We start from the raw sequence: 24,502 nt of genomic DNA, 5'->3' as shown, positions 1-24,502 counted from the left end.
TCGGGACCGGCGGCTCAGTGCAGGCCGACGCCCCGCCGCTGGGCGGTACGGATCAGCCGGTTGACAAGCTTGGGGTACTCCAGACCGGAGGCCGTCCACATCCGGGGGAACATCGACGTCGGGGTGAACCCGGGCATCGTGTTGATCTCGTTGAGGTAGACGTCCAGCTCGGGGGTGACGAAGAAGTCGGCCCGGGCCAGGCCGGCGCAGTCCAGCGCGGTGAACGCGCGGACGGCGTACTCCTGCACCTGGCGGGCCACCCGGTCCGGCAGCCCGGCCGGGATGTCGTACTCGCAGGAGTCGTCGAGGTACTTGGCCTCGAAGTCGTAGAAGTCGTGGTCGGCGACGACCCGCACCTCGGCCAGCACGGACGCCTCGGGGGCGCCGCCGGCCTCGCCCTCCAGCACACCGCACTCGATCTCGCGGCCGACGATCGCGGCCTCGATGATGACCTTCGGGTCGAACTGCCGGGCGGTGGCGACCGCCGCGTCCAGGTCGGCCCAGTCGGTGACGCGGGTGATGCCGAACGACGAGCCGGCGCGGGACGGCTTGACGAAGACCGGCAGGCCGAGCCGCTCCTTGTCCTGCTCGCCGAGCGTCATCCCGTTGCGCAGCACCGCGTACGCGCCGACCGGGATGCCCTCGACCGCGCAGAGCTTCTTGGTGAACTCCTTGTCCATCGCGGCGGCGGAGGCGAACACGTTCGCCCCCACGTAGGGGATGCCGGCCATCTCCAGCATGCCCTGGATCGTGCCGTCCTCGCCGTAGGTGCCGTGCAGGACCGGGAAGACCACGTCCACGTCGGCCAGCGCCCGGGGGCCCTCGGTCGGGTCGAGCACCATCAGCCCGTTGCCTGTCGGGTCGGCGCGCAGCACGACGTCCGCGCCAGACTCGGCGGTGATCTCCGGGAGCTGGCGGGCGTTGATGGCGAACTGGGCGGGGTCACCGCTGGTCAGCACCCACTGGCCGGCGCGGGTGATGCCCACCGGCACCACCTCGTACTCGTCCGGGTCCAGTGCGGCGAAAACGCTGCCGGCGCTGACGCAGGAGATGCCGTGTTCCGGGCTGCGGCCGCCGAAGACGATCGCCACGCGGGTCTTGCCTGGGGTGGTCACTCCGGTCACCTCTTCGTACGCGACTGCGGCTGGTCGTGCTCGCCGGTGGCGCTCACGCGGTTGACCTTACTGTGCGTGGCGATCAGGCGCGGCGATACCCGGCGAGCCGCGACCCGACACGCAATCGGTCAACAGAGCATATACGGTGCGTGACGGAATGACCGGGGACTGATCAGTCCCCGGCGTGCCGGCGGCCGACCGCTATCACCTTCACCCGCTGCCGTCCGGCCCGCACCATGCCCAGCGCCATGAAGGCTCCCGCGATCCGGTCTGCGGCCTCCCTGCTGCTGGCGCCGACCACCTGGCGGCGGCGCTCGGGGGCGACGCGCTCGTTGCGGTCGACGCCCTCAACGGGACGTACGTCGGTGAGCACGACAAGGAAGCGGGTCATCGCCGGCCCTCGCGGTGCAGGGCAAGAGACTTCGGATCGGCACGCACGTCGTCTCCTTCCGGCGGGCGGGAAGGGACGGCACGCGGCGATCGGGTACGGGGGAGAAACCCGATCGCCGCGCGCCCTATCCCCTCCGGTCGCTCACCACCACCGTCGCCACGACAACCGGCGGTGAGGACGCGATGACAGATTGACACGTCTACAGCCATGAATGCAACTCTCATCGCCCATCTCTCATGTACCCGTTCCCATGAATGTGTGCGACCATCGATGCATGGCCCCGAAGACCGCCCGCGCCCGCCGACTCGGTATCGCCCTGCGCACCCACCGGGAAGCCGCCGGGTTGACGTTGGAGACCGCCGCGGATGAGATCAACAGCACCCGCAGCACCCTCTCCCGCTACGAGAACGCCCAGACGCTGATCAGCCCGGCCACCGTGCGCGCCCTGCTCACCTCGTACGGGGTGGGTTCCGAGGAGGTGGCCGCCGCGGTGCAGCTCGCCAAGGACGCCCGCAAACCGGGCTGGTGGGTGTCGTACTCGTACCTGCTCGACCCCCGCACCATCGACTTCATCGCCCTGGAGGCGGAGGCCACCGCCATCGCCAACTTCGAGCCGTCGGTGGTGCCCGGCCTGCTGCAGACCGCCGACTACATCCGCGGCGTGATGCGCGGCGGTCCGCACACCCTCGGCGACGAGCTGGTGGAGCAGCGGGTCAAGGTCCGGCTCGACCGCCAGGCGCGGCTCACCGCCGACACCCCACCCATCCTCGACGCGATCATCGACGAGGGCGCGCTGCTGCGTCCGGTCGGCGACCAGTCGGCGATGGACGGCCAGCTACGGCACCTCGTCAAGATGGCCGAGCTGCCGAACATCACCGTCCAGGTGATCCCGCTCTCCGCCGGCTACCACCGAGGCACCCGAGGGTCGCTGCACATCCTGGAGTTCGCCGACCCGGAGGACCCGATCATCGCCTCGGTGGAGACCGTCGCCGGTCAGATGATCCTCGACCGCGCGGGCGAGACGCGTACCTGCACCAAGATCATGGAGCATCTGCGCAGCGTGGCGCTCAGTCCGGCGGACAGCCGGGCGATGCTTCTGTCAGTCCTGAAGGGACGGTAGGACCGAATGACACCGACGATCACAGCGGCGTTGGCCGCGGCGGCGTGGCGCAAGAGCAGCCGTAGCGGCGACGAGGGCGCCTGCGTGGAGGTGGCCACGATCCCCCAACGGGTGGCCGTCCGCGACTCCAAGGACCCGGCCGGCCCGGCCCTGCTGTTCCCCCCGACGGCCTGGGCCGCCTTCGCTCAGGCCCCACCGCGCCGCTGACCTGAGCGCGACCACCCCGCCCCCGCGCCCCGCTGACCGGGCCGTCAACGCCCGATCAGCGGGGCGCGGGCGCGGAAGGGACGCTCAGCCAAGCGGACGCAGCCCGACGAGCGGGGACTCAGGCGACCAGCGGGCGGGGCTCCGGCACGGCGCGCAGCGCCTCCAGGGCGGCGATCGCCACACCCCGCGCCCCGGCCATGTCGCGGTCCGGCACCAGCGCGAAGGTGGCCACCGCTGCCTGCTCCTCGCGCAGGACCGTGTGCTCGCGGACCGTCGCCAGGAACCAGTCGCGGAACTCCGGCGCCGCCTCCACCACCCCGCCCCCCACGAAGTACGCGTGCGGATCGGTGAAGTTGGCCGCCACGGTGAACAGGCGGCCCAGCGCCATCGCCTGCTGGGTGAAGAGGTCCCGGGCCAGCACGTCACCCCGCTCGCCGTAGCCCCGCACGAGCTTCGCCGCCCGCGCCAGCGGCTCGGCGGCCAGCGGGTGGTCGGGGTGGCGGGTCAGCCAGTACGGCAACAGGTTGCGCTCGATGCCGGTCAGCGAGGCCACGCTCTCCACGTCGCCGGTGAAGCCGCAGGCGCAGGTGGGGTCCGGCTGGTCCGGGCCGAGCAGCCCGTTCAGCGGGATGTGCACGTGGCCCAGCTCGCCTGCCATGCCGGCGGCGCCGGCGATCACCTTGCCGCTCTCGACCACCCCGCCGCCGAGACCCGTACCGACGATCGCCGCGACCGACGAACGGGCCATCGCCTCGTCGCCGAAGTGCACGTGGTGGGCGTAGAGCGCCGCCGCGTTGCCGTCGTTGTGGTAGATCACCGGCAGGCCCAGCCGCCGCTGGAGCGCCCCTCGCACGTCGAAGCCACGCCAGGCCGGCTGGGAGAAGTTGGTCGAGCCGCGCGACGAGATGACGCCCGTGGCGCTGGCCGGGCCGGGCGTGTCCAGCCCGACCGCCCGGACCAGCTCGCGGGAAACGCCGGTCTGCGCCAGAGCCCCGTCCAGCGCCCGGGCGAGCGCCTCGATCGCCGCGTCCGGCCCGGAGCGCACCTCGCTGGGGATCTCCAGCAGCCCGTCCACCAGGAACCGGCCGTCCACCGTCAGGACTGTGGCGTTGTTGCTGGTGCCACCGTTGTCCAGGCCAACGACCACCGGCACACCTGCGCTGCCCACCGAAACCGCCTCCCGCCCTCATGAGTGTGAGCCGAGGCTAGTGCCAACCCCGCTCCCCCGCCACGCCCGCCCACCGAAACCGGGCCGGGGGTACCAGCCGAGCCCCGGCGACACCCTGATCAGCTGTCCCCGGTGCCCCGGATTGCTGTCGCACGTCCCTTGCTCCGCTTCACTCCGCGTACCAGAAACCGGCCGCGAGTGGCGCGCCGGTCGAAGCAGAGCAGCGGACGCGAACGAGTGTGGCGGGTCAACCCGGCATCTCCGCCACAGCGCAGGCGGGCGGGGTCAGGCCGGGCGGCGGGCGGTCACCGCGGTGGCGTCGCGGTCCTCGTCGTGCCGCACGCTCGGGACCAGCCCCGCCGCGCGGAACGCGTCGCAGAGCGCGTCGGTCTGCGTGGTGCCGGCCTCGACCACCAGGTGCCCGCCGGGTGCCAGCCAGTGTGCCGCGTCGACGCCCACCCGGCGCAGCACGGTGAGCCCGTCCGGCCCACCGTCGAGCGCCACCGGGGCCTCGTGCAGCCGCGCCTCCGGCGGCATCAGCGCCACCGCGTCGGTCGGCACGTACGGGGCGTTTGCCACCACCAGGTCGAGGCGCCCCCGCCAGTGCGTCGGCAGCGGTGCGAAGAGGTCACCCTCGTACACCTCGGCGGGCAGGCCGGCGAGGTTGCGGCGAGCGCAGGCCACGGCCGCCGGGTCGATGTCGGCGGCGGCGAGCCAGCGCGGCGCGAGGCGGCGTGCCAGCGCGACAGTGGTGGCCCCGGAGCCGCAGCAGAGGTCGGCCACGGCCGGCGCCGGGCCGGTCAGCTCGACGGCCACGTCGACAAGCAGGGCCGTCCGACCGCGCGGCACGAAGACGCCCGCGTCGACGGCGATCCGCAGACCGCAGAACTCCGCCCAGCCGAGCAGGTACTCCAGTGGCTCCCCGGCCACGCGTCGGGCGGTCAGGTCGGCAAGCGTCGCCGGGGAGTCCGCGGCGGCCAGCAGCAGCTCGGCCTCGTCCTCGGCGTACACGCAGCCGGCGGCACGCAGCCGGCTCACCAGAGCGGGTCGATCGGTGAACGTCACAGGATCGCTCAGGCCGGCCCGGCCGCGTCCAGCGCGGCGGCGATGTCGGCGACCAGGTCGGGTGTGTCCTCCGCACCGCAGGAGAGCCGGACGAAGCCGGGGGCGGTGTCGTCCCCCCACTGCGCCCGCCGGTCGGCCGTGGTGTGCAGACCGCCGAACGAGGTGGCCGCCGCCACCAGCCGCGCGGCCTCGACGAAGCGGGCCACCCGGTCGGCGTCGCCCAGGTCGAACGAGAGCACCCCGGGCATCCGACGCATCTGCGCCGAGGCCACCGCGTACGCCGGGTCGTCCGCCAGCCCCGGCCAGCGCAGACCTGTTACGTCCGAGCGGGCCGCCAGCAGGTCGGCGACGGCGGCGGCGTTCGCGCTCTGCCGGGCCAGCCGCAGGTCGAGGGTCGCCAGCGACCGGTGCGCCAACCAGGCGTCGAACGCGCCCGGGACCGAGCCGGTGCCGGTACGCCAGAGCGTCACCGCCTCGATCACCTCGGCCGACCGGCTGGCCAGGTAGCCCAGCAGCAGGTCCGAGTGGCCGGTGAGCGCCTTCGTGCCGGAGGCCACCACCAGGTCGGCGCCGAGGTCCAGCGGGCGCTGCCCGAGCGGGGTGGCAGTGGTGTTGTCGACGCCGAGCAGGGCGCCTGCGGCGTGCGCCCGTTCCGCCAGGGCGGCCACGTCCACCACGTCGAGACCCGGGTTGGCCGGGGTCTCCACAAGCACCAGCCGGACCCCCTCGAAGGACGGGTACGGGCCCACGGTCGGCACGAAGACGACCCGCACGCCGATCGTCTCCAGCACGGAGGTGGCGAACGCCCGGACGGGGAAGTAGCCGTCGGAGGGCAGCACCACGGTGTCCCCCGGGCGCAGCAGGGTGAGCAGCGTCCCGGTGATGGCGGCCTGACCGCTGGCGAACACCCGGCAGTCGCCGCCTTCCAACTCGCCCACGGCGGCCTCCAGCAGCCGCCGGGTCGGGTTGTCGGGGCGGCCGTAGCCGTTCGGCGAGGTGCCCTGGCCCTGCCACGGGTCGAGGTGGTACGGCGCGGCGAAGACCGGACCGGGCAGGAACGGGTCGCCCGGCGCCGGCTCGGGCAGGCCGGCGCGTACGCAGCGGGTGCCGTCTCCCAGTTCGCTCATCGGTTCCCTCACTCGTACGACTCGGGCTTGGCGGTTCGGCTCATCAGCGTGTCGACGGCGAGGCGCGGGTCCATCCCCTCGTGGCAGATCCGTTCGACGTGCTCGGTGATCGGCATCTCCACCCCGTGGGCGCGGGCCAGGTCGCGGATCGCGAGGCAGCTCTTGACGCCCTCGGCGGTCTGCCGCGTCGCGGCCTGGGCCTGCTCCAGCGTCTCGCCCCGACCCAGGTGCTCGCCGAAGGTGCGGTTGCGGGCCAGCGGGGAGGAGCAGGAGGCGACGAGGTCGCCCATGCCGGCCAGGCCGGCGAAGGTGATCGGGTCCGCGCCGAGCGCCACACCGAGGCGGGCCGTCTCGGCCAGCCCCCGGGTCATCAGCATGGCCCGGGTGTTGTCGCCGAAACCCATCGCGGTGGCGATGCCGTACGACAGGGCGATCACGTTCTTGACCGCGCCGCCCAGCTCGCAGCCGATCACGTCGTCGTTGGTGTACGGCCGCAGGTACGGCGTCCGGATCGACGACTGCACGAGGGCGGTGCGGTCGCTGTTGGTACCGGCGACCACCGTGGCGGCGGGCTGCTCGGCGGCGATCTCGGGGGCCAGGTTCGGGCCGGAGACCACCACCACCCGGTCCGCGGCCACCCGGGCGGTCTCGACGATGACCTCGCTCATCCGCTTGGTGGTGCCGAGTTCGATGCCCTTCATGAGCGACACCAGGGTGGCGTCCGGGTGCAGGTGCCCGGCCCACTCGGCGAGGTTGCCGCGCAGGGTCTGCGAGGGCACGGCCAGCACCACGACCTCGGCCCCGCTGATCGCCTCGATGGCGTCGGTGGTGGCGGTGACCCGGGCTGGCAGCAGCAGGTCCGGCAGGTACTCCGGGTTGCGGCGCTCGGCGCGGATGCTCTCCGCCACCGGGGCGCGGCGGGCCCACACGGTCACGTCCCGCCCCGCGTCGGCCAGGATCTTGGCGAAGGCGGTGCCCCAGGAGCCGGCGCCCAGCACCGCGACGTGGCCGCTCATGCCGCTTCACCGTGGTGGCGCTCGACGGACGGTCGGACCGGTCGTTCCCACAGCGGCGGCGGGGTGCCGCCGCGGATCTCGGCGAGCATGTCCCGCAGCCGCAGCATGATGGCGTCCGTCATCTCCTCGAGGGTGGCCCGGGTCGGCGGGGTGCCCGCCCAGCGGCTCAGGTCGACAGGTTCGCCGGCCACCACTGTCACCGGGATCCGGGGGCGTGGGTTCAGCCGGTTGGTCCGCGGGTCGAAGATCCGCTCCGGTCCCCACATCACCACCGGCACCACGGGTGCGCCGGTGGCCAGGGCCAGCCGGGCGGCGCCGGTCTTGGCCTTCATCGGCCACAGCTCCGGCTGTCGGGTGGTGGTGCCCTCCGGGTAGATCACCACCGCGCCGCCCTCGTCGAGGGCGGCGACCGACCTGTCAAGTGAGCGGACCGCGTCCACGCTGCCGCGCTCGACGGGGATCTGCCGACAGCGGTGCAGGATCCAGCCGACCAGCGGCACCCGGAACACGCTTGCCTTACCCAGGTACTGCGGCCACCGGCCGGAGTCGTAGATGAAGTGCGCGGAGACCAACGGGTCGGCGTGCGAGATGTGGTTGGCGACGATGATCATGCCGCCGTCCTGGGCGAGGTGCTCCTGGCCGCGCCAGGTCCGCTGGGTCCAGACGGTCATCACCGGCTTCACCAGCCCCACGGCGAACCGTTGCCAGAACCCCAGCCTCCGCCGTGCCACTGTGCCTCCTCGTCGCGCCCCGACCCGCCGCGGGCCCCACCCGCGACACCCGCAGCGGAAATCATGCCTGCTCGCCCCCGGTACGGCCAGCGAGGGTCCCGTCGTCCGGCTGGCAGGATTGCGGACGTGAGTCAGCCGAGGTGGGCCGTGGTGGTGCCGGTGAAGCGTCTGGCTGCGGCCAAGAGCCGGCTGCGGGGCGCGCTGCCCGGCGTACCGCACGAGGAGTTGGCGCTGGCGCTGGCGGCCGACACGCTCCGCGCGGTGCTGGCCTGCCCGGCGGTCGCCGAGGCCCTGGTGGTGACCGACGACACCCGGGTGGCGGCCGCGGCGCGGGCCGCCGGGGCGCGGACGCTGCCCGACGTGCCGGACGCCGGCCTGAACGCCGCGTTCCGGCACGGCGCGGCACAGACCCCCGGGCGGTGGGTGGCCGGGCTCACCGCCGACCTGCCGGCGCTGCGCCCGGCCGAGCTGACCGACGCGCTGCTCGCGGCGCAGCGCGGCCACGAGGGGGTACGCCGGTTCGTGGCGGACGCCCCCGGCGGTGGCACGGTGCTGCTCGCCGCGCCGCCGGGCGTCGACCTCGATCCACGGTTCGGTGTCGGCTCGGCGGCGGCGCACGCGGCGAGCGGGGCGCTGCCGCTGAGTGGCGACTGGCCAAGCCTGCGGCGGGACGTGGACACCGCCGACGACCTGGCCACCGCCGCCCGGCTGGGGCTGGGGCCGCGCACCGCCGCGCTGCTCGCCGCCGGCTGCCCGGCGCGCTGAAGGAGCCGACCCGCCGGCTGCCCGGCGCGCTGAAGGAGCCGACCCGCCGGCTGCCCGGCGCGCTGAAACGAGCCGACCCGCCGGTGTACGGTGCCAGCATGCAGGGCACGGTGGCCAGTTACGACGCGGCAACGCGCAGTGGTGTCCTGCTGCTCGACGACGGCACCGAGCTGCGCTTTCCCGCCCGGGCGTTCGATGCCTCCGGCCTGCGGCTGCTCCGGCTCGGCCAGCGGGTGCGGATCGACACCGATCCCGACGGCGAGGTCGTCCGAGTGACATTGCCGACGATGAACTGAGCTGGCGAGGCCAAGTTCATTTTGCGTTAACTCGAATCGGGTGATTATGAGCGGGTGAGCACCCCTCGCGAGCATCCGGTCACCTCTCCCGCCACCGACCCCCGCAACGGCGCCCGCGTCCGCGGCACCGACGGCCGTTTTCGCCCGTCCCGGGCCGAACGGGCCGGCGCCGCCCGCGCCGACACGCTCGCCGACGACCCGGGTGCCGCCTCCTCCGGGCTCGACGAGGTCATCGAACCCAGCGTGCCTGCCACGGAGACGGACGGCCCGGCGGCCGGGGCGGCAGTGCCCGGCCCCTCCGGGAGCCTCGCCACGGGCGGCGACTCGGACGACGACCCACCGGCGGCTCCCCCACTGCCGGAGGACCGCTTCCTCAACCGGGAGCTGTCCTGGCTCGACTTCAACGCGCGGGTGCTCTCCCTCGCCGAGGACCAGCGCACCCCGCTGCTGGAGCGGGCCAAGTTCCTGGCCATCTTCGCCAGCAACCTCGACGAGTTCTACATGGTCCGCATCGCCGGGCTGAAGCGGCGGCTCTCCGCCGGCCTGCCGGTGCGCGGCGGGGACCGGCTGCCCTTGCGCACGCAGCTGGAGCTGATCGCCGAGCGGACCGCCGCGCTGGGCGCACGGCACGCCGCCTGCTTCGTCGACGACGTGCTGCCCAAGATGGCCGACGAGGGCATCCGGATCCTGCGCTGGGGTGAGCTGGGCGACGGCGAGCGGGAGCGGTTGCGCACCTACTTCCGGGAGCACATCTTCCCGGTGCTGACCCCACTCGCGGTGGACCCGGCGCACCCGTTCCCGTACATCTCGGGGCGGTCGTTGAACCTGGCGGTGGCGGTTCGGGACCCGGACGGCGGTTCCGAGCTGTTCGCGCGGGTGAAGGTGCCCAACAACGTCCCCCGCTTCGTCCGGGTGGACCGGGACCAGCCGGGCGTGCGGATGCTGCCGGTCGAGGACCTGATCTCGGTGCACCTGGGTCAGTTGTTCAGTGGCATGCAGGTGGTCGAGTGCCACCTGTTCCGGGTCACCCGCAACGCCGAGGTCGAGGTCGACGAGGACCGCGACGAGGATCTGCTCCAGGCTCTGGAACGGGAGCTGGCCCGACGGCGGTTCGGCCCGCCGGTCCGCCTGGAGGTCGCCGCGTCGATCTCCGACCACATGTTGGAGCTGCTCGTCCGCGAGCTGGACATGGACGACCAGGACGTCCTGCGGGTGCCCGGCCTGCTGGACCTGTCCGCGCTGTGGCAGGTGTACGGCGAGGCCGACCGCCCCGACCTCAAGGACCCGCCGTTCGTGCCGGCCACGCATCCCCGGCTCGCCGAGGGCGAGGTACCGCGCAGCGTCTTCGCCACCCTGCGCGACGGGGACATCCTGGTGCACCACCCGTACCACTCGTTCGCCACGAGCGTGCAGCGGTTCATCGAGCAGGCCGCCGCCGACCCCAACGTGCTGGCCATCAAGCAGACCCTCTACCGCACCAGCGGCGACTCGCCGATCGTCGACGCGCTCGTCGACGCGGCCGCCGCCGGCAAGCAGGTGGTGGTGCTGGTGGAGGTGAAGGCCCGCTTCGACGAGGTGGCCAACATCGGCTGGGCCCGCACCCTGGAACGCGCCGGCTGCCACGTGGTGTACGGCCTGGTGGGGCTCAAGACGCACTGCAAGACCGCGCTTGTGGTCCGGCAGGAGGGCAACCAGATCCGCCGGTACTGCCACATCGGCACCGGCAACTACCACCCGAAGACCGCCCGCCTGTACGAGGACTTCGGCATGCTCACCGCCGATCCGGAGATCGGGGCGGACCTGACCGACCTGTTCAACGTGCTGACCGGCTACAGCCGGCAGACCGCGTACCGGCGGCTGCTGGTCGCCCCGCAGGGCATCCGCAGTGGCCTCATCGAACGCATCGAGCGGGAGATCGCGCACGTCCGGTTGGGCATGCCCGGCCTGGTCCAGTTCAAGGTCAACTCGCTTGTCGACGAGGGCGTGACCGACGCGCTGTACCGGGCGTCCCAGGCCGGTGTCCACGTCGACCTGCTCATCCGGGGCATGTGCACGCTGCGTCCGGGGGTGCCGGGGCTGTCGGAGAACATCCGGGTCCGCTCGATCCTCGGCCGGTTCCTGGAGCACTCCCGGGTCTTCCGCTTCGGCAACAACGGCGAGGCCGAGTTCTGGATGGGCTCGGCGGACCTGATGCACCGCAACCTGGACCGGCGGGTGGAGGCGCTGGTACAGGTGAGCGATCCGGTCGCCCGCGCCGAGCTGGACCACGTGCTGACCGCCGCGATGAGCCCTGACGTGGACGCGTTCGAGCTGGCCGGCGACGGCACCTGGACGCGGCGTACCGGCGGCGAGGAGGCGGCCCGGGTGCATCTGCAGGAACTGCTGCTGCGCCGCGTCGGTGGCACGGCCGGCTGACCGATCACGGCATAGGCTGAGCTGATGGTCGAGGAGGAGCAGAAGTACGAGGTGGACGACCCCTTCGTGCTGCCGGACCTGTCCGCCACGTCACCGGCCGGCGGCCGGGTCCGGGAGCTACCGCCGGTGACGCTCGTCGCCCGCTATCTCGACACTGTCGACCTGCGGCTGGCCCGTGCCGGGGCGTCGCTGCGCCACCGAGAGGGTGACGAGCTGCCGTGGACGGTGAAGCTGCCCACCGGCACACCAGGCGTCCGGCACGAGATCTCCCGCCCCGGGCCGGTCGGGCAGCCGCCGCCGGAGCTGGTCGAGCTGGTCACCGCCCTGCACCGGGGCGCGCCGCTGGCGCCGGTGACTGTCGTACGCACCGTTCGGCACGCCCACGAGGTGTGCGACCGGGCCGGCACGGTGCTCGCCGAGGTGGTGGACGACCGGGTGACGGTCCTCGACGACACCGGCGCCACCACGGACGCGTTCCGCGAGGTGGAGGTGGAGCGCAAGGCCGGCGACCGCAAGCTGCTGGAACGGATCGGCGGCGTGCTGCGCGAGGCCGGGGCGGGGGCCGGCTCGTTCACCCCGAAGCACGTCCGGGCGTTGGGGGCGATGGCGCAGGCCGACCCCGACCTGGTCGGGCCGGGCGGGCTGACGACCGACCCGAGCGCCGGGGAGGTGGTCACCGAGGCGGTCCGCAAGGAGGTGGGCCGGCTGTTGGCGCACGACCCGCTGGTGCGGCTGCGCACGTCGACCGACGGCGGCGACAGCGCCGTACACCAGATGCGGGTGGCCTGCCGGCGGCTGCGCAGCGACCTGCGCACCTTCCGGCCGCTGGTGCGCCGGAGCTGGGCGCGGCCCCTGCGCGACGAGCTGCGCTGGCTGGCCGGAGTACTCGGCGCGGCCCGCGACGCCGAGGTGCTGCGCGATCGGCTGCGGCGCACCGCGACCGCCGATCCGCTCAGCCCACTCGACGCGGGCGCGGTGGACCGGCTGGACGAGGCGCTCGCGCAGCGGCAGCGGCAGGCGCACGCCGCCATCGACGAGGCGCTGCGCTCCCCGCGTTACCTGGCCCTGACCGACGCCCTGGTGCTGGCCGCCCGCGCGCCCCGGCTCACCCGACGGGCGGCCACCCCGGCGGGGCGCACGCTACCGAAGCTTGTGGCCCGCCCGTGGCGGCAGCTCAGCGGCCCGGACGGCGTGGACGGGCTCGACCCGTCGGCCCCCGACGACCGGTGGCACACCGTCCGCAAGGAGGGCAAGCAGGCCCGCTACGCGGTCAGCGCCGTGCTTCCGGCCGTCGGGAAGGACGCGCGGCGGCTGGCCCGCGCGTTGGCAGGCGTCCAGGACGTGCTCGGCGAACACCAGGATGCGGCGGTTGCCGCCGAGACCTGGCTCGCCCTCGCCGCCGACCGGCCGGAAGACCACGAGCTGGCGGTCACCGCCGGGCGGCTGGCCGAGCGGGAACGCGACACGGTCCGCCTCATGCGGGCCCGGTTCCCCGCCGTGTGGCACCGGGCGACCCGGCGACGACGCACCAGATGGTTGCCGTGACGGGCATCCGGGCTGCCGGCGGGGTCTGCTGGCGACCGACCGCCGACGGTGTCCGGGTCTGCGTGGTGCACCGCCCGCGCTACGGGGACTGGACGCTACCCAAGGGCAAGCTCGAACCGGGCGAGCATCCGCTTGTCGCGGCGGTTCGGGAGGTGGCCGAGGAGGCGGACGTGCGGGGCGTGCCGCAGGTGCGGCTGCCGTCGGTACGCTACCGCAGCGAGGGGCAGGCCAAGCTTGTCGACTACTGGTCGATGCTCGCGGTCGCCGACGGCGGTTTCCAGCCCGGCACCGAGGTCGACGACATCCGGTGGCTCCCCGTCGACGAAGCGGTCCGGCTGGTCAGCTACCCGCACGACGCCGAGGTGTTGGCCGCGTACGCCGCGCTGCCGCCGGTGACCGCGACGATCGCGCTGGTGCGGCACGGGCACGCCGGCAAACGGGCCACCTGGACCGGCCCGGACACCGCCCGCCCGCTCGACGACGAGGGATGGGCCCAGGCGTACGCCCTCGCGCCGCTGATCGCCGTGGTGCGGCCGGCCCGGCTGGTGTCGGCGTCGCCGCGCCGCTGCGTGCAGACCCTGGACCCGGCGGCCGCGCTGCTCGACATGCCCATCGACGTGTGCGGCGACCTGGACGAGCCGCAGGCGGGTCAGCAACGCGACGAGCGGGTGCTGGCCACCGCCGCCCGACTGCTGGAGCTGGCCTGCGCCGGCGGGCAGGTGGCGGTGTGCAGCCAGGGCAAGGTGCTGCCCGGGGCGTTGGAGCAGCTGACCGGCCGCGCCGACGAGGACTTCACCACCCCGAAGGGCGGCGGTTGGCTGCTCGCCTTCAGCGGCGACCGCCTGCTCGCCACCGACCGCCTGTAGCCGCCGCGGCCGGCTCGGGTGCCCCTCTGCTCGCTGCCAACCGCCCGTACCGGCCCGTGAGGGGCCGGCTCGCACGCCCTCCGTCGGCGGTCAGCGGGGCGGCAGTGTGAGGGTCACCGCCACCGGCAGGTGGTCGCTGGCCTCGCCGCGCGGCGCGACCGGATCGCTCGCGGTGAGACCGGGCGAGACGAAGACGTGGTCGATCTGCTGGCGCGGATCGTCGGCGGGGCTCGTCGCCAGCGGACGGGCGAGCGCCAACGCGTCGACGAGGCCCGCGACGGTGAACTGCTCGAACGCCTCGTCGCCCGGCTCGGTGTTGAGGTCGCCGGCCACCACGAGCGGCCGGCCGGCCGCGTACCCGGTGGCGAAGTCGGCGACGGCGCGGGCCTGCGCCACCGGGCCCGCGTCGGGCGGCGGTTGCAGGTGGGTGCTGACCACTGCGCAGCGCACTCCGTCACCGAGGTCGAGGGTGACGGCGAGAGCCTGCGCTCCGGTGGGCGCACCGAGGGACGGCAGCGGCCGGGACCGCAGGTCGGTCACCGGCCACCGGCTGAGCACCGCGTCACCCCAGACCGGGTCGGCGGCCGGCCCGAACACGTACGGCATGCCGAGCCGGTCGGACAGCAGGTCCAGCGTGTCGTGGCCGCCGTTGAGCAGCCAGCCCCGGTCCACCTCGCTGAGCAGCACCACATCGGGTCGCTGGCGGTCGATCGCGGCGGTCAGCCCGGCCAGGTCGAACCGGCCGTCCAGTCCGAAGCCCATTCGGATGTTGTACGCCACGACCCGCAACCGCTCCGGCGGACCCTCCCGGTTGCTCGCCACCGCCACCTCGTCGGCGAGCAGTGGCGCGACCAGGGCCAATGCGGCTACCGCGCCGGCTGTCCGCAGCGGCGGAAGCGGGCCGGGACGCCGGTGGCCGGAGGGGCTGGCGGTCAGGGCCACTGCGGCGACCACTCCGGCCACCACCACCGGCACCGCCGCGTTCGGGTAGCCCAGGTCGTAGGCGGAGTAGTAGCCGACGGCCCCCAGCACGAAGAGCAGCATGCCGGCGGCGACCGCGTACCCCCGACGGGCCGCCGCTCGGCGCGCGCCTGCCGCCTTCTCAAAGCCGGCGGTGGCGGTGGCGGTTTCGCCGGCCTTGACGGCGGCGGCGGCGTCGGCGTCGGTCCCGCCGGCCTCGACGGCGTCGCCGGCGGCGTCGGCGGCGCCCGGAGCGTCGGTGAGGGCTAGGCAGGCGCCGAGTCCGACGGCGGTGAGCAGGATTGCCGCGACGAGCAGGTCTCCACGGTCGAGGGCGAAGAGCACCACGCCCGCCAGGAGAGCCGCAGGCCCGAGTGGTCGGCCCCACCGCCGGGTCGGGCCCCCGAGGGCGGTCAGCAGGAACCCGGCGACCGCCACCGGCACCGGCGCCAGGCCGAACAGCGGTGAGCGAGCGACGTCCCCGCCCGCCACCAGGTACGACATCCCGGCCTCGGCCAGCGCCGGCGCGAGGGCCACCATGCCGGCCAGCAGCAGCGCCGGCCCGGCCAGCAACCAGGACCGGGCGCCACCCGGGCCCGGCGGCGCGGTGGGCAGTGCGGCGGGCAACACCGTGGGCAGTGCCGTGCCGAGCAGGAAGAGCACCGCCGCGACGGCGCTGAGCAGCCAGGCCACCCCACCACCGCGCCAGACGAGGTCGTAGGTGTCAAGCATCGCGTGGACGGCGGCGTTGACCGCCAACCCCAGGGCCAGTCCCGGCACCGGACGGTCGGTGCCACCGGCGACACCCACCAACCAAACCAGGCCGGCGAGCAGACCGGCGGTGGCCAACCAGAGCTGCGGACGGCCGCCCGGGGCGCTGGTGAGCGCGAGCCGGGCCACGGCCAACAGCACGGCCGCGGTGCCGGCGACCCAACGAGGGCCCACCCGCCGAACCAGTGCCGGCGCGGCCATCGCCAGGACGAACCAGCCGAGCGCGAACGCGCCCATCAGCTCGGCCGGGGTGGACGCGGCCTGCCCGAAGATGGTGATGATGCCGGGCAGCCAGACGCGCAGCACGTCGATGAGCAGAACGACGCCCAGCGCGAGCGATCCGGTGGTGAGCTGGCGGTAGCGCACCGGCGCCCCATTTCCCGTCGGCGGACCGGTCCTTGAGGGGGGCCGGCACGGCGATTCTGCGCGTACGACCGAGCCCGGTCAACGGTCCGGCACGCGCAAAGGACGCCCACCGAGACGGTGGACGCCCTTTGCGCGGACAGGCGGTCAGCGCTTGCTGGCCGCCTTCTTGGCCGGAGCCTTCTTCGCCGGCGCCTTCTTGGCCGCCGTGCTCTTGCTCGCCGTGCTCTTGCTCGCCGCCGCGGTGGTCTTCTTCGCCGTGGCGGACTTGGTCGCCGCGGTGGTCTTCTTCGCCGGGGCGGTCTTCTTGCTGGCGGCCGTCTTGGTCGCCGTGGTGGTCTTGCTCGCCTTGGCCGGGGCGGTCTTCTTGCTTGCCGCCTTGGTGGCGGCGGTGGTGGTGGTCTTGCTCGCCTTGGCCGGGGCGGTCTTCTTACTGGCCGCCTTGGTGGCGGTGGCCTTGGTGCCCGCCGCCTTGGTGCCGGCGGTCTTGGCCGTGGTGGTGGCGGTCTTCTTCGCCGCCACCGTGGCCTTCGGCACCTTGCCGCTGGCCACCATCTCCTTGAACCCGGCGCCGGGGCGGAAGGTCGGTACGGACGTTTTCTTGACCTTCACCGCCTCGCCGGTACGCGGGTTGCGCGCTGTTCGTGCACCACGCACACGCTTTTCGAATGCTCCGAATCCGGTGATCGCCACCTTCTCGCCCTTGGTGACCGCCGCCTGGACCTCGGTGAGGACCGCGTCGAGCGCGGCCGTCGCCGTCTTCCGGTCCCCCAGGCGAACGGCGAGCGCCTCGATGAGCTCGGCCTTGTTCACGACTTCCTCCCGATTGTGCAACTGACTCGACGCGAGCCATTCTGCGCGCACCGTATGCCCTGTGCTGCCTGGACACAAACATTCGGTAGAAAAAAGCCCTTGTGTCGTAACGGATTCGCCCCCACCGGTGGGACCGGTGAGGGCGGAATCCGATGTGCGGGCGCGCGTACGGCTATGCCACCGAGGGCAGGAACGGCAGTCGAGACGCCTCGTAGGAGGTGATGTCATCGGCGTGCCGGAGGGTGAGTCCAATGTCGTCCAGGCCCTCCAACAGCCGCCACCGGCTGAAGTCGTCCAGCGGGAACGACCAGGTCGCGTCCCCGGCGCGGAGCTGTCGGGCGGTCAGGTCGACTGTCACCGGAGTGGTCGGCTCGGCCTCGACGAGATCCCACAACTCCTCGACGGCTTTCAATTCCAACTCGACCGGCAGCAGGCCCTCCTTGAGTGCGTTGCCGCGGAAGATGTCACCGAAGCGCGGGGCGACCACGGCACGGAAGCCCCAGTCCCGCAGCGCCCAGACGGCGTGCTCCCGGGAGGAGCCGGTGCCGAACTCCGGACCGGCGATGAGGATCGACGCACCGGAATAGGATTCATCGTTGAGCACGAATGCTGGGTCTTCCCGCCAGGCGTTGAACAGCCCGTCGGCGAAGCCGGTGCGGGTCACCCTCTTGAGGTACACGGCCGGGATGATCTGGTCCGTGTCCACGTTGGACCGGCGCAGTGGCACGGCGGTGCCGGTGTGGGTGGTGAACTTGTCCATTTCCTGAAGTCCCTTCTACAGGTCGGCGGGGGCGGCCAGTCGCCCGGCCACGGCGGTGGCGGCGGCGACCGGCGGGGAGACCAGGTGGGTACGACCGCCCCGGCCCTGCCGGCCCTCGAAGTTGCGGTTGGAGGTGGACGCGGAGCGCTCGCCGGGCTTGAGCGTGTCGGGGTTCATGCCCAGGCACATGGAACAGCCGGCGAATCGCCACTCGGCGCCGGCGTCGGCGAAGACCTTGTCCAGCCCCTCGGCCTCGGCGGCCTCCCGGACGGCGGCGGACCCGGGCACCACGAGCATCCGGACGGAGTCGGCGACCCGGTGGCCGCGCAGCACGTCGGCGGCGGCCCGCAGATCCTCCAGGCGGCCGTTCGTGCAGGAGCCCACGAAGACCACGTCGATGGGCAGCTCCCGCAGCGGGGTGCCGGGGCGCAGGTCCATGTACTCCAGCGCACGGCGGGCGGCGGCGCGCTCCGAGTCGGTGACGAACTCCTCCGGGTCGGGCACCGGCGCGCTCAGCGGCGCGCCCTGCCCGGGGTTGGTGCCCCAGGTGACGAACGGCGTGATCCGGCTGGCGTCCAGGGTCACCTCGGCGTCGAAGGTCGCGCCCTCGTCGGTGGGCAGCGTCCGCCACCAGGCCACCGCCGCGTCCCAGTCCGGGCCCTGCGGCGCGTTCGGCCGACCCTTGAGGTACGCGAAGGTCGTCTCGTCCGGCGCGATCATGCCGGCCTTGGCGCCCCACTCGATCGACATGTTGGCGATCGTCATCCGCCCCTCCATGGAGAGGGCCTCGATGGCCTCGCCGCGGTACTCGACGATGTGCCCGCGCCCCCCACCGGTGCCGACCTGGGCGATCAGCGCGAGCACCAGGTCCTTGGCGGTGACGCCGGGGGCGAGCTGGCCGGTGACGTTCACGGCCATGGTCTTCGGCCGGCTCTGCGGCAGCGTCTGGGTGGCCAGCACGTGCTCCACCTCGCTGGTGCCGATACCGAAGGCGAGCGCGCCGAACGCGCCGTGGGTGGCGGTGTGCGAGTCGCCACAGACGATCGTCATGCCGGGCTGGGTGACCCCGAGCTGCGGGCCGATGACGTGCACGATGCCCTGGTTCTCGTCGCCGAGCGGGTGCAGCCGGACGCCGAACTCGGCGCAGTTGCGGCGCAGCGTCTCGATCTGCGTACGCGAGGTCGGGTCCGCGATGGTGAGCAGGTCACCGCGGCGGAGCCGGAACGCCGGATCGGCGTACCCGGTCGGGGTGTTGTGGTCCTCGGTCGCGAGGGTCAGGTCGGTACGGCGCACCCGGCGCCCGGCGAGCCGCAGCCCGTCGAACGCCTGCGGGCTGGTCACCTCGTGCAGCAGGTGCAGGTCGATGAAGAGCAGGTCCGGCTCACCAGCGGCGGACCGTACGACGTGCGCGTCCCAGACCTTCTCGGCCAGGGTCCTCGGCTCAGGAGTGACTCCCACCATCTGGACATCCTAAATTCTGGGAGGTAAGTTTCGGCTTGTGGGACACAGTATGAGCGGTGTCGGCGTTCTCGACAAGGCGGTGGTCATCCTGGCCGCCTGTGTCGACGGCGCCAGCCTGGCCGAACTCGTTGAACGCACGAAGCTGCCCCGGGCCACCGCGCACCGGCTGGCACAGGCACTGGAGATCCATCGGATGCTCGTCCGGGACACCCAGGGGCGCTGGCGTCCCGGCCCCCGGCTGGGCGAGCTGGCCAACGCGGCCCCGGACGTCCTGCTGACCGCCGCCGAGCCGCTGCTGGCCGCGCTGCGCGACGCCACGGGCGAGAGCGCGCAGCTCTACCTGCGCCGCGCGGACGAGCGGATCTGCGTGGCGGCGGCGGAGCGCGCGAGCGGCCTGCGGGACACCGTTCCGGTCGGCTCGGTGCTGCCGATGACCGCCGGCTCGGCGGCCCAGATCCTGCTCGCCTGGGAGCCTCCGGAGGCGGTGATGCCGCTGCTGCCGCGCAGCAAGTTCACCGGTCGCACCCTGGCCGAGGTGCGCCGCCGTGGCTGGGCGCAGAGCGTGGCCGAACGGGAGGCAGGTGTGGCGAGCGTCTCCGCCCCGATCCGCGACCGCACCGGCCGAGTGATCGCCTCGGTCAGCATCTCCGGCCCGATAGAGCGCCTCGGCCGCCGCCCCGGCGAACGCCACGCCATGGCAGTAGTAAGAGCCGGCCAACGCCTCTCCGGCCTCTAACCCCCACCCCAGGAAGCCCCGCCCGGTGATCAAGAGGTTTGCGTCACGAAACGCTCCGACGGTGACGCAAACCTCTTGATCACGGAGGCAGGCCAGCGGGTGGGGGTGGGGTGGGGTGGGGTGGGTACGGGAAAGGCTCACCTCGCTCCGCGAGGTGAGCCTTTGGTTGTAGCCCCGACCGGATTCGAACCGGCGCTACCGCCTTGAGAGGGCGGCGTCCTGGGCCACTAGACGACGGGGCCAGAACTTTCCTGTTCACCGCCCTCGCGGGCGGCGCGGCTTGTAGTCTAGCGGCACCGTCGGTCGGGGCGAGCGTGGGGTCTGGGCACCGCGAATGGCGCGCGCAGCAACGAAACAACCCGCCCCACCGAGGTGAGACGGGTTGTGCACAGATGTAGCCCCGACCGGATTCGAACCGGCGCTACCGCCTTGAGAGGGCGGCGTCCTGGGCCACTAGACGACGGGGCCAGGAAAACTTTCGCTCCCCCACCCGCTCGGGCGGAGGAGCTGCACTCTACCAGAGATCACTCTCCGCCCCCGGAGGGGCGGAGTCGAACTCCGTCAGAATCCAGCGTCTGGAACTCTCGCGAATTCCAGCAGCGCTGGGGTACCAGGACTCGAACCTAGACTAACTGAACCAGAATCAGTCGGGCTGCCAATTACCCCATACCCCATTGGCCCCTTGCGGCGCCGGGAGTGAACATTACCCTCCCGGTGCCGACAGGCCAAATCCGATCCCCCCGAACAACCCGTGAGCTGCGGAAACAGGGGCATCGGACGGATCAGGCGACGGGGACCACCGGGTTGCTGAGCTCGCCGATGCCCTCGATCCGCACCGTGACCGTATCCCCCTCGACGAGAGGGCTAACCCCCGCCGGAGTGCCGGTGAGCACCACGTCGCCGGGCAGCAGTGTCATCACGTGCGAGATGTACGACACCAGGCCGGCCACGTCGAACACCATGTCCTTCGTCCGGCCGAGCTGGCGTACCTCCATCTCGTCGGGGTTGCGGCCCACCTCACAGCGGATCTCCAGGTCGGAGACGTCAAGCCCGGTGGTGATCCAGGGACCGATCGGGCAGAACGAGTCGAAACCCTTGGCGCGGGTCCACTGCCCGTCCGAGCGCTGCAGGTCCCGGGCTGTCACGTCGTTGGCGCAGGTGTAGCCGAAGATGGCACGTTCGGCGGCGGCCCGGTCGGCCCGGCGGGCGCCCGGCGCGCCGATCACCACCGCCAGCTCCGCCTCGTGCTCGACCTGCTTCGAGAAGATCGGCAACCGGATGGCGTCGCGGGGACCGATCACCGAGGTGGACGGCTTGAGGAAGAGCAACGGCTCCTTGGGCACCTCGTTGCCGAGTTCGGCGGCGTGGTCGGCGTAGTTGCGGCCCACGCAGACCACCTTGCTGGGCAGGATCGGCGAGAGCAGTCGGACGTCGGAGAGGGCCCAGCGGGCCCCACTGAAGGAGAGCTGGCCGAACGGGTGACCCTCGATCTCGGCGATGGTCAGGCCCTGCGACCCGGCCCCCGCTTCGCCCTCGACGGCTCCGAACGACATTCCCTTGGCATGAGCGAAACGAGCGATACGCACCCGGCCAATCTAGCCCCGCCGGCACCGCCACCGGCCACAACCGGCCGCCGGGTGTGCGCAACCCGTCACCGTCGCGGCACCCTAGCGCAGGTCGGGGTGGCGGGGGCGGGCTTCCCGACTTCGTACCCGCACGGAGGGCGGACGCCCCTAGCGTCGGCTCCGGAGGTTCGTTCGTATGCCTGCATCGACACGACACCACAGAGCCCTCGCGGTGTTCGTACACTGCCTCGGCATCCTCGCCGCCGTGCCGGCCCTGCCCGCGGCGGCCCCGGAGGCGGCGGCCGCGCCACGACCTGCGGCCGCCACGCCACAACCAGCCCCATCCGTGCCACCAGCCGCAACGACGACACCTACGCCCGGGCCGGCGGTGGTCACGCCGCCCGCGACCGTGGGTCCGGCGCCGCCGGCGGTGGCGGTGGCCGCGCGGGCGCCACTGGCGGCGAGCGCGGAACCCACCCCGCCGTCGGCGCCACCGGCGGTGGCACCACCGTCGCGGGTACCGGCGTCGGCGCCCCCGCCTCCGGTCACGGTGGCGGTCGCGACGGAGAGCAGCCCGGCGCCGCGGTACCGGATCCACGTCCGCAACGTGGGCAACTCGCCCCTCGACACCACGGTGCGCCAGGAGCTGCCGTCCGGGTCGTCGCCCACCGCGATCAGCGGGGGCGGGCGGTCCAGCAGCTCCGGCGGGTCCACGGCCGAGGTGACCTGGCGGTTGCGGCTGCCCGCGCACAGCACCACCACACTGGGGACCGCGCTGACCGCTGTCGCGCCGGGCCAGCCGCTGACGGCGCCGGCCTGCGCGTTCACGAGTGACGGCACCCGGCCGTACGACTGCGCAAGCGCCACCTGGCAGGCGGCCGGCGCCCCGGCGGCCGAGGTCACCGAGGCGCCGCCCTGGCGGCGGTATCCGGTGTTGCTGGCCGGACTGGGCGTCCTGGTGCTGCTCAGCGCCCTCGTGACCTGGGTGTGGCGGCGACGGCGCGGAGGACGGGTGACCGCCGCCGCCCTGGCCACCAACGGAACGCCGGACGGTGGACGCGGAACGATCTACCCACGCGCGGCGAGTCCGAGCCCGAGCCGACGAAGGCGTACGCCACCGGTCTGGCTGCTGGTCGGCGCGGCGGTGGTGGTGCTGGCGGGCCTGATCGGCACGGCCGGCTGGACGGCGACCCGGCAGGTGTCGTCGATCGACACCCAGAAGCAGCCGACAAGTGGCGCGTGGATGGGCACCGGCATCTCCGGGCCGGTGGGCGTGCCGCTGCGGGAGTCCGCGTTCGAGTTCACCGTCTACCGGATGTCGTGCGCCGCGAATGCGGCCGGCGGGTCCGCCGCGACACCGGCCGGGGGGCGACGCTGCCAGGCAACCGTGGGTGTGCGCAACGTCACCGGCGCCCAGCAGCCCTGGCACGGCCAGCTGCAACGCGCCTACCTGCCGGGTGGTCGGTGGGTGAGCACTGACGAGCCCGCCACCCGGGCAGCCAACCTGGGCCGGGACGTCTTCGCCAACCCGGTGGCCGCGGGCAGTCGGGTGGTTGTCCCACTGGTGTTCAGCGTCGACGGGCGGGACCCGCCCCGGCAGCTGGAGCTGCGCAGCGGGGTGTTCTCGGCCGGCGTCCGGGTGCAGATGCCCTGACCGGCGGCGGGGCGGCGGTCGTACCCTGGGGTCCGTGACCGCCGCCCTCGCCCCCGCCGTGCTCGACGTGGCCGCCTGGCGGGAGCGCCGCCGGGCCCACGAGGAGCGGGTGGACGTCTGGCTGACGCCGCACCTGGCCCGACGGCGCCGGGGCGAGCGGCACCCGGTCGCCGACTTCCTGTTCACCTACTACTCGCACCGGCCGGCGCAGCTACGCCGCTGGCACCCGGGCGCGGCTGTCGAGCTGCGCGACGCGGACCCGGCCGACTTCGGCCGGGACTATCGCGCCACGGCCGCCGGGGTCACCCTCGACACCGAGGCGGTACGCGGGCGACGCGGCGAGTCGATCGCGTGGATCCGCTCGCTGTTGGAGGCCACGGCGGGGCGGCCGGCGCACTTCGGCTGCTTCGGGATGCACGAGTGGGCGATGGTGTACCGGCAGACCCGCGATGAGCTTCGGCACAACGCCTGGCCGTTGCGACTGGACCCGGAGCGGACCGCAGCCGTCGTCGAGGAGCGCGGGGTGCGGTGCAGCCACTTCGACGCGTTCCGGTTCTTCACGCCGCCGGCGCGTCCGTTGAACCTGCTCACGCCGACGCGGGAGACGCAGCACGCGAACGAGCAGCCGGGCTGTCTGCACGCGAACATGGATCTCTACAAGTGGGCGTACAAGTTGTCGCCGCTGGTGCCGTCCGAGCTGGTCGCGGACTGTTTCGAGCTGGCCCGGGACATCCGCACGCTGGACATGCGGGCGAGCCCGTACGACCTGGCGGCGCTCGGTCACCCGCCGGTGCGTGTGGAGACCGCGGAGGGTCGCGCGGAGTACGCCGCGGCACAGCGCGGGTTCGCCGATCGCGCGGCCGTGCTCCGCGACCGACTGCTGGCCGCCGTCCCCGCCTGACCCGGAGCGACCCGCAGCGACCCGGTTTCAGCCGGTGGGGCGGGCACGCAGGCCGTCGAGGAGCAGCGCGACCACCGCGGCGAGGTCGTCGTCGAGGCCGGGCTCGCTCCACTCCGTCCGGTGTGACGGGTGGTGGAACCGCGCGGTGGCCTGCAACAACGCGCGGCCGGCCACCGCCGGGTCGGGCACTGTGAACTCGCCTGCGGCCACCCCGTCCGCGACGATCAGGCTGAGCTGACCGGCGAGGACCTCCAGATGGTTGGCGACCGCTCCCTCGGAGAGCGTGGCGAGCTGGTGGAAGTTGTCGAACAGCTCCGGGTCCTCCCGGGCCATCCGCCGCTTGGTGCCGCTCAACTCGGCCAGCCACCGGCGCAACCGCTGCGGCGCCGGGCCGGGGGCGGTGGCGACGTCGATAAGCGGGGTGGAGACCCGGGCCAGCCAGCGTTCGGCGACCGCCTCACGCAGCGCTGCCTTGCTGGCGAAGTGCCGGTAGACGCTGCCGTGGCTGACGCCCAACGCGCGGGCGACGTCCAGCACGGTGGCCTTCGCCGGGCCGTACCGGCGCAGCACCTCCTCGGCGCTGTCGAGGATGCGGTCGGCGGTCAGGGCGGTGGCGTCGCTCATCGTCCCAGCCTCCCTGACCGCGCCGCCGGTCGTGGCGCGACCCCCGGTCGACTGTCGCGCCACGACC

Annotated in this window: 23 protein-coding genes and 3 tRNA genes; 10 read left to right on the top strand and 16 right to left on the bottom strand. The window is 73.3% G+C overall.

Translation table 11 applies throughout. The features are described 5' to 3' along the window. Window positions 1-14: 14 nt before the first annotated feature. Together OOJ91_RS28025 and OOJ91_RS28020 are read right to left on the bottom strand one after the other, a co-directional pair. The gene (locus tag OOJ91_RS28025) at window positions 15-1,115 is read right to left on the bottom strand and encodes a D-alanine--D-alanine ligase family protein (protein ID WP_266249663.1); all 1,101 of its coding nucleotides are present in this window, start codon (window positions 1,113-1,115) and stop codon (window positions 15-17) included. A 172-nt stretch (window positions 1,116-1,287) separates the two neighbouring features. Beyond that, the gene (locus OOJ91_RS28020; protein WP_266249661.1) at window positions 1,288-1,506 is read right to left on the bottom strand and encodes a hypothetical protein; all 219 of its coding nucleotides are present in this window, start codon (window positions 1,504-1,506) and stop codon (window positions 1,288-1,290) included. A 274-nt stretch (window positions 1,507-1,780) separates the two neighbouring features. Here OOJ91_RS28020 and OOJ91_RS28015 point away from each other — a divergent pair, with 274 nt between their 5' ends. Together OOJ91_RS28015 and OOJ91_RS28010 are read left to right on the top strand one after the other, a co-directional pair. Continuing rightward, window positions 1,781-2,626: a helix-turn-helix domain-containing protein gene (locus tag OOJ91_RS28015; RefSeq protein WP_266249659.1), complete on the top strand. Its 846-nt coding sequence runs from the start codon at window positions 1,781-1,783 to the stop codon at window positions 2,624-2,626. A gap of 6 nt (window positions 2,627-2,632) precedes the next feature. Next, window positions 2,633-2,833 (top strand): DUF397 domain-containing protein, encoded by a 201-nt coding sequence (locus tag OOJ91_RS28010; protein ID WP_266249657.1) that lies wholly within the window; start codon window positions 2,633-2,635, stop codon window positions 2,831-2,833. A gap of 118 nt (window positions 2,834-2,951) precedes the next feature. Here OOJ91_RS28010 and OOJ91_RS28005 read toward each other — a convergent pair whose 3' ends face one another. From OOJ91_RS28005 to OOJ91_RS27985, 5 genes are all read right to left on the bottom strand, one after another. Then, window positions 2,952-4,001 (bottom strand): ROK family protein, encoded by a 1,050-nt coding sequence (locus OOJ91_RS28005; RefSeq protein ID WP_266249655.1) that lies wholly within the window; start codon window positions 3,999-4,001, stop codon window positions 2,952-2,954. 285 nt (window positions 4,002-4,286) lie between these two features. Continuing rightward, the gene (locus tag OOJ91_RS28000; RefSeq protein ID WP_266249651.1) at window positions 4,287-5,066 is read right to left on the bottom strand and encodes a putative protein N(5)-glutamine methyltransferase; all 780 of its coding nucleotides are present in this window, start codon (window positions 5,064-5,066) and stop codon (window positions 4,287-4,289) included. Between the two features lie 8 nt (window positions 5,067-5,074). After that, a complete protein-coding gene (locus OOJ91_RS27995; RefSeq protein ID WP_266249649.1) occupies window positions 5,075-6,193 on the bottom strand; it encodes a cystathionine gamma-lyase in 1,119 nt (372 codons plus the stop codon). 8 nt (window positions 6,194-6,201) lie between these two features. Beyond that, complete coding sequence (locus tag OOJ91_RS27990) at window positions 6,202-7,209, bottom strand: NAD(P)H-dependent glycerol-3-phosphate dehydrogenase (protein WP_266249648.1); 1,008 nt, start codon at window positions 7,207-7,209, stop codon at window positions 6,202-6,204. Then, the gene (locus OOJ91_RS27985; RefSeq protein WP_266249647.1) at window positions 7,206-7,940 is read right to left on the bottom strand and encodes a lysophospholipid acyltransferase family protein; all 735 of its coding nucleotides are present in this window, start codon (window positions 7,938-7,940) and stop codon (window positions 7,206-7,208) included. Before OOJ91_RS27985 ends, OOJ91_RS27990 begins: the two co-directional genes overlap by 4 nt. Window positions 7,941-8,066: 126 nt before the next feature. Here OOJ91_RS27985 and cofC point away from each other — a divergent pair, with 126 nt between their 5' ends. The 5 genes from cofC to OOJ91_RS27960 all read left to right on the top strand — a co-directional run bounded on the left by cofC (window position 8,067) and on the right by OOJ91_RS27960 (window position 13,827). Then, the gene (gene cofC / locus OOJ91_RS27980; protein ID WP_266249645.1) at window positions 8,067-8,705 is read left to right on the top strand and encodes a 2-phospho-L-lactate guanylyltransferase; all 639 of its coding nucleotides are present in this window, start codon (window positions 8,067-8,069) and stop codon (window positions 8,703-8,705) included. Between the two features lie 98 nt (window positions 8,706-8,803). Then, window positions 8,804-9,001, top strand: a complete 198-nt coding sequence (locus OOJ91_RS27975) for a cold-shock protein (protein WP_007456426.1) — start codon at window positions 8,804-8,806, stop codon at window positions 8,999-9,001. A gap of 54 nt (window positions 9,002-9,055) precedes the next feature. Next, a complete protein-coding gene (locus OOJ91_RS27970; RefSeq protein ID WP_266249642.1) occupies window positions 9,056-11,416 on the top strand; it encodes an RNA degradosome polyphosphate kinase in 2,361 nt (786 codons plus the stop codon). A gap of 24 nt (window positions 11,417-11,440) precedes the next feature. Next, window positions 11,441-12,961, top strand: coding sequence for a CYTH and CHAD domain-containing protein (locus OOJ91_RS27965; RefSeq protein ID WP_266249640.1), 1,521 nt, complete (start codon window positions 11,441-11,443; stop codon window positions 12,959-12,961). Next, window positions 12,949-13,827 (top strand): NUDIX hydrolase, encoded by an 879-nt coding sequence (locus tag OOJ91_RS27960; protein ID WP_266249638.1) that lies wholly within the window; start codon window positions 12,949-12,951, stop codon window positions 13,825-13,827. Before OOJ91_RS27965 ends, OOJ91_RS27960 begins: the two co-directional genes overlap by 13 nt. Before the next feature lie 90 nt (window positions 13,828-13,917). Here OOJ91_RS27960 and OOJ91_RS27955 read toward each other — a convergent pair whose 3' ends face one another. From OOJ91_RS27955 to leuC, 4 genes are all read right to left on the bottom strand, one after another. Then, entirely contained in the window at window positions 13,918-15,924 is a 2,007-nt protein-coding gene (locus OOJ91_RS27955) for an endonuclease/exonuclease/phosphatase family protein (RefSeq protein WP_266249637.1), read from the bottom strand. A 144-nt stretch (window positions 15,925-16,068) separates the two neighbouring features. Continuing rightward, window positions 16,069-16,734 (bottom strand): HU family DNA-binding protein, encoded by a 666-nt coding sequence (locus OOJ91_RS27950; protein WP_266249635.1) that lies wholly within the window; start codon window positions 16,732-16,734, stop codon window positions 16,069-16,071. Window positions 16,735-16,906: 172 nt separating this feature from the next. Then, complete coding sequence (gene leuD / locus OOJ91_RS27945; RefSeq protein WP_266249633.1) at window positions 16,907-17,494, bottom strand: 3-isopropylmalate dehydratase small subunit; 588 nt, start codon at window positions 17,492-17,494, stop codon at window positions 16,907-16,909. Window positions 17,495-17,509: 15 nt separating this feature from the next. After that, entirely contained in the window at window positions 17,510-18,955 is a 1,446-nt protein-coding gene (gene leuC, locus OOJ91_RS27940) for a 3-isopropylmalate dehydratase large subunit (protein ID WP_266249631.1), read from the bottom strand. A gap of 49 nt (window positions 18,956-19,004) precedes the next feature. Here leuC and OOJ91_RS27935 point away from each other — a divergent pair, with 49 nt between their 5' ends. Then, window positions 19,005-19,691, top strand: coding sequence for an IclR family transcriptional regulator (locus tag OOJ91_RS27935; RefSeq protein WP_007456408.1), 687 nt, complete (start codon window positions 19,005-19,007; stop codon window positions 19,689-19,691). A 169-nt stretch (window positions 19,692-19,860) separates the two neighbouring features. On the opposite strand, the gene OOJ91_RS27930 is transcribed toward OOJ91_RS27935, so the two are convergent. From OOJ91_RS27930 to OOJ91_RS27915, 4 genes are all read right to left on the bottom strand, one after another. Further along, window positions 19,861-19,933: transfer RNA gene (locus tag OOJ91_RS27930), tRNA-Glu, on the bottom strand. A gap of 153 nt (window positions 19,934-20,086) precedes the next feature. Beyond that, a tRNA-Glu gene (locus tag OOJ91_RS27925) sits at window positions 20,087-20,159 on the bottom strand. Window positions 20,160-20,293: 134 nt separating this feature from the next. Then, a tRNA-Gln gene (locus OOJ91_RS27920) sits at window positions 20,294-20,365 on the bottom strand. Window positions 20,366-20,473: 108 nt separating this feature from the next. Next, window positions 20,474-21,277 (bottom strand): fumarylacetoacetate hydrolase family protein, encoded by an 804-nt coding sequence (locus OOJ91_RS27915; protein WP_007456402.1) that lies wholly within the window; start codon window positions 21,275-21,277, stop codon window positions 20,474-20,476. A 175-nt stretch (window positions 21,278-21,452) separates the two neighbouring features. Here OOJ91_RS27915 and OOJ91_RS27910 point away from each other — a divergent pair, with 175 nt between their 5' ends. Together OOJ91_RS27910 and OOJ91_RS27905 are read left to right on the top strand one after the other, a co-directional pair. Next, window positions 21,453-22,910, top strand: a complete 1,458-nt coding sequence (locus OOJ91_RS27910) for a hypothetical protein (protein ID WP_266249623.1) — start codon at window positions 21,453-21,455, stop codon at window positions 22,908-22,910. Between the two features lie 34 nt (window positions 22,911-22,944). Next, window positions 22,945-23,811, top strand: coding sequence for a 3-methyladenine DNA glycosylase (locus OOJ91_RS27905; RefSeq protein WP_266249621.1), 867 nt, complete (start codon window positions 22,945-22,947; stop codon window positions 23,809-23,811). 27 nt (window positions 23,812-23,838) lie between these two features. Here the strand turns inward: OOJ91_RS27905 and OOJ91_RS27900 are convergent, their stop codons facing one another. After that, entirely contained in the window at window positions 23,839-24,435 is a 597-nt protein-coding gene (locus tag OOJ91_RS27900) for a TetR family transcriptional regulator (RefSeq protein WP_266249619.1), read from the bottom strand. Window positions 24,436-24,502: the final 67 nt, after the last annotated feature.

The sequence above is a fragment of the Micromonospora lupini genome (assembly GCF_026342015.1).
Taxonomy (GTDB): domain Bacteria; phylum Actinomycetota; class Actinomycetes; order Mycobacteriales; family Micromonosporaceae; genus Micromonospora; species Micromonospora lupini_B.
This window is presented reverse-complemented; position numbering and strand designations above follow the sequence as displayed.

Coding starts and splice junctions, on each gene's coding strand:
- OOJ91_RS27960 (WP_266249638.1), top strand. CDS start 12,949: ATGGTTGCCGTGACGGGCATCCGGGCTGCCGGCGGGGTCTGCTGGCGA.
- OOJ91_RS27995 (WP_266249649.1), bottom strand. CDS start 6,193: ATGAGCGAACTGGGAGACGGCACCCGCTGCGTACGCGCCGGCCTGCCC.
- OOJ91_RS27965 (WP_266249640.1), top strand. CDS start 11,441: ATGGTCGAGGAGGAGCAGAAGTACGAGGTGGACGACCCCTTCGTGCTG.
- OOJ91_RS28010 (WP_266249657.1), top strand. CDS start 2,633: ATGACACCGACGATCACAGCGGCGTTGGCCGCGGCGGCGTGGCGCAAG.
- OOJ91_RS27935 (WP_007456408.1), top strand. CDS start 19,005: ATGAGCGGTGTCGGCGTTCTCGACAAGGCGGTGGTCATCCTGGCCGCC.
- leuD (WP_266249633.1), bottom strand. CDS start 17,494: ATGGACAAGTTCACCACCCACACCGGCACCGCCGTGCCACTGCGCCGG.
- leuC (WP_266249631.1), bottom strand. CDS start 18,955: ATGGTGGGAGTCACTCCTGAGCCGAGGACCCTGGCCGAGAAGGTCTGG.
- OOJ91_RS27900 (WP_266249619.1), bottom strand. CDS start 24,435: ATGAGCGACGCCACCGCCCTGACCGCCGACCGCATCCTCGACAGCGCC.
- OOJ91_RS27910 (WP_266249623.1), top strand. CDS start 21,453: ATGCCTGCATCGACACGACACCACAGAGCCCTCGCGGTGTTCGTACAC.
- OOJ91_RS27975 (WP_007456426.1), top strand. CDS start 8,804: ATGCAGGGCACGGTGGCCAGTTACGACGCGGCAACGCGCAGTGGTGTC.
- OOJ91_RS28015 (WP_266249659.1), top strand. CDS start 1,781: ATGGCCCCGAAGACCGCCCGCGCCCGCCGACTCGGTATCGCCCTGCGC.
- OOJ91_RS28020 (WP_266249661.1), bottom strand. CDS start 1,506: ATGACCCGCTTCCTTGTCGTGCTCACCGACGTACGTCCCGTTGAGGGC.
- OOJ91_RS27990 (WP_266249648.1), bottom strand. CDS start 7,209: ATGAGCGGCCACGTCGCGGTGCTGGGCGCCGGCTCCTGGGGCACCGCC.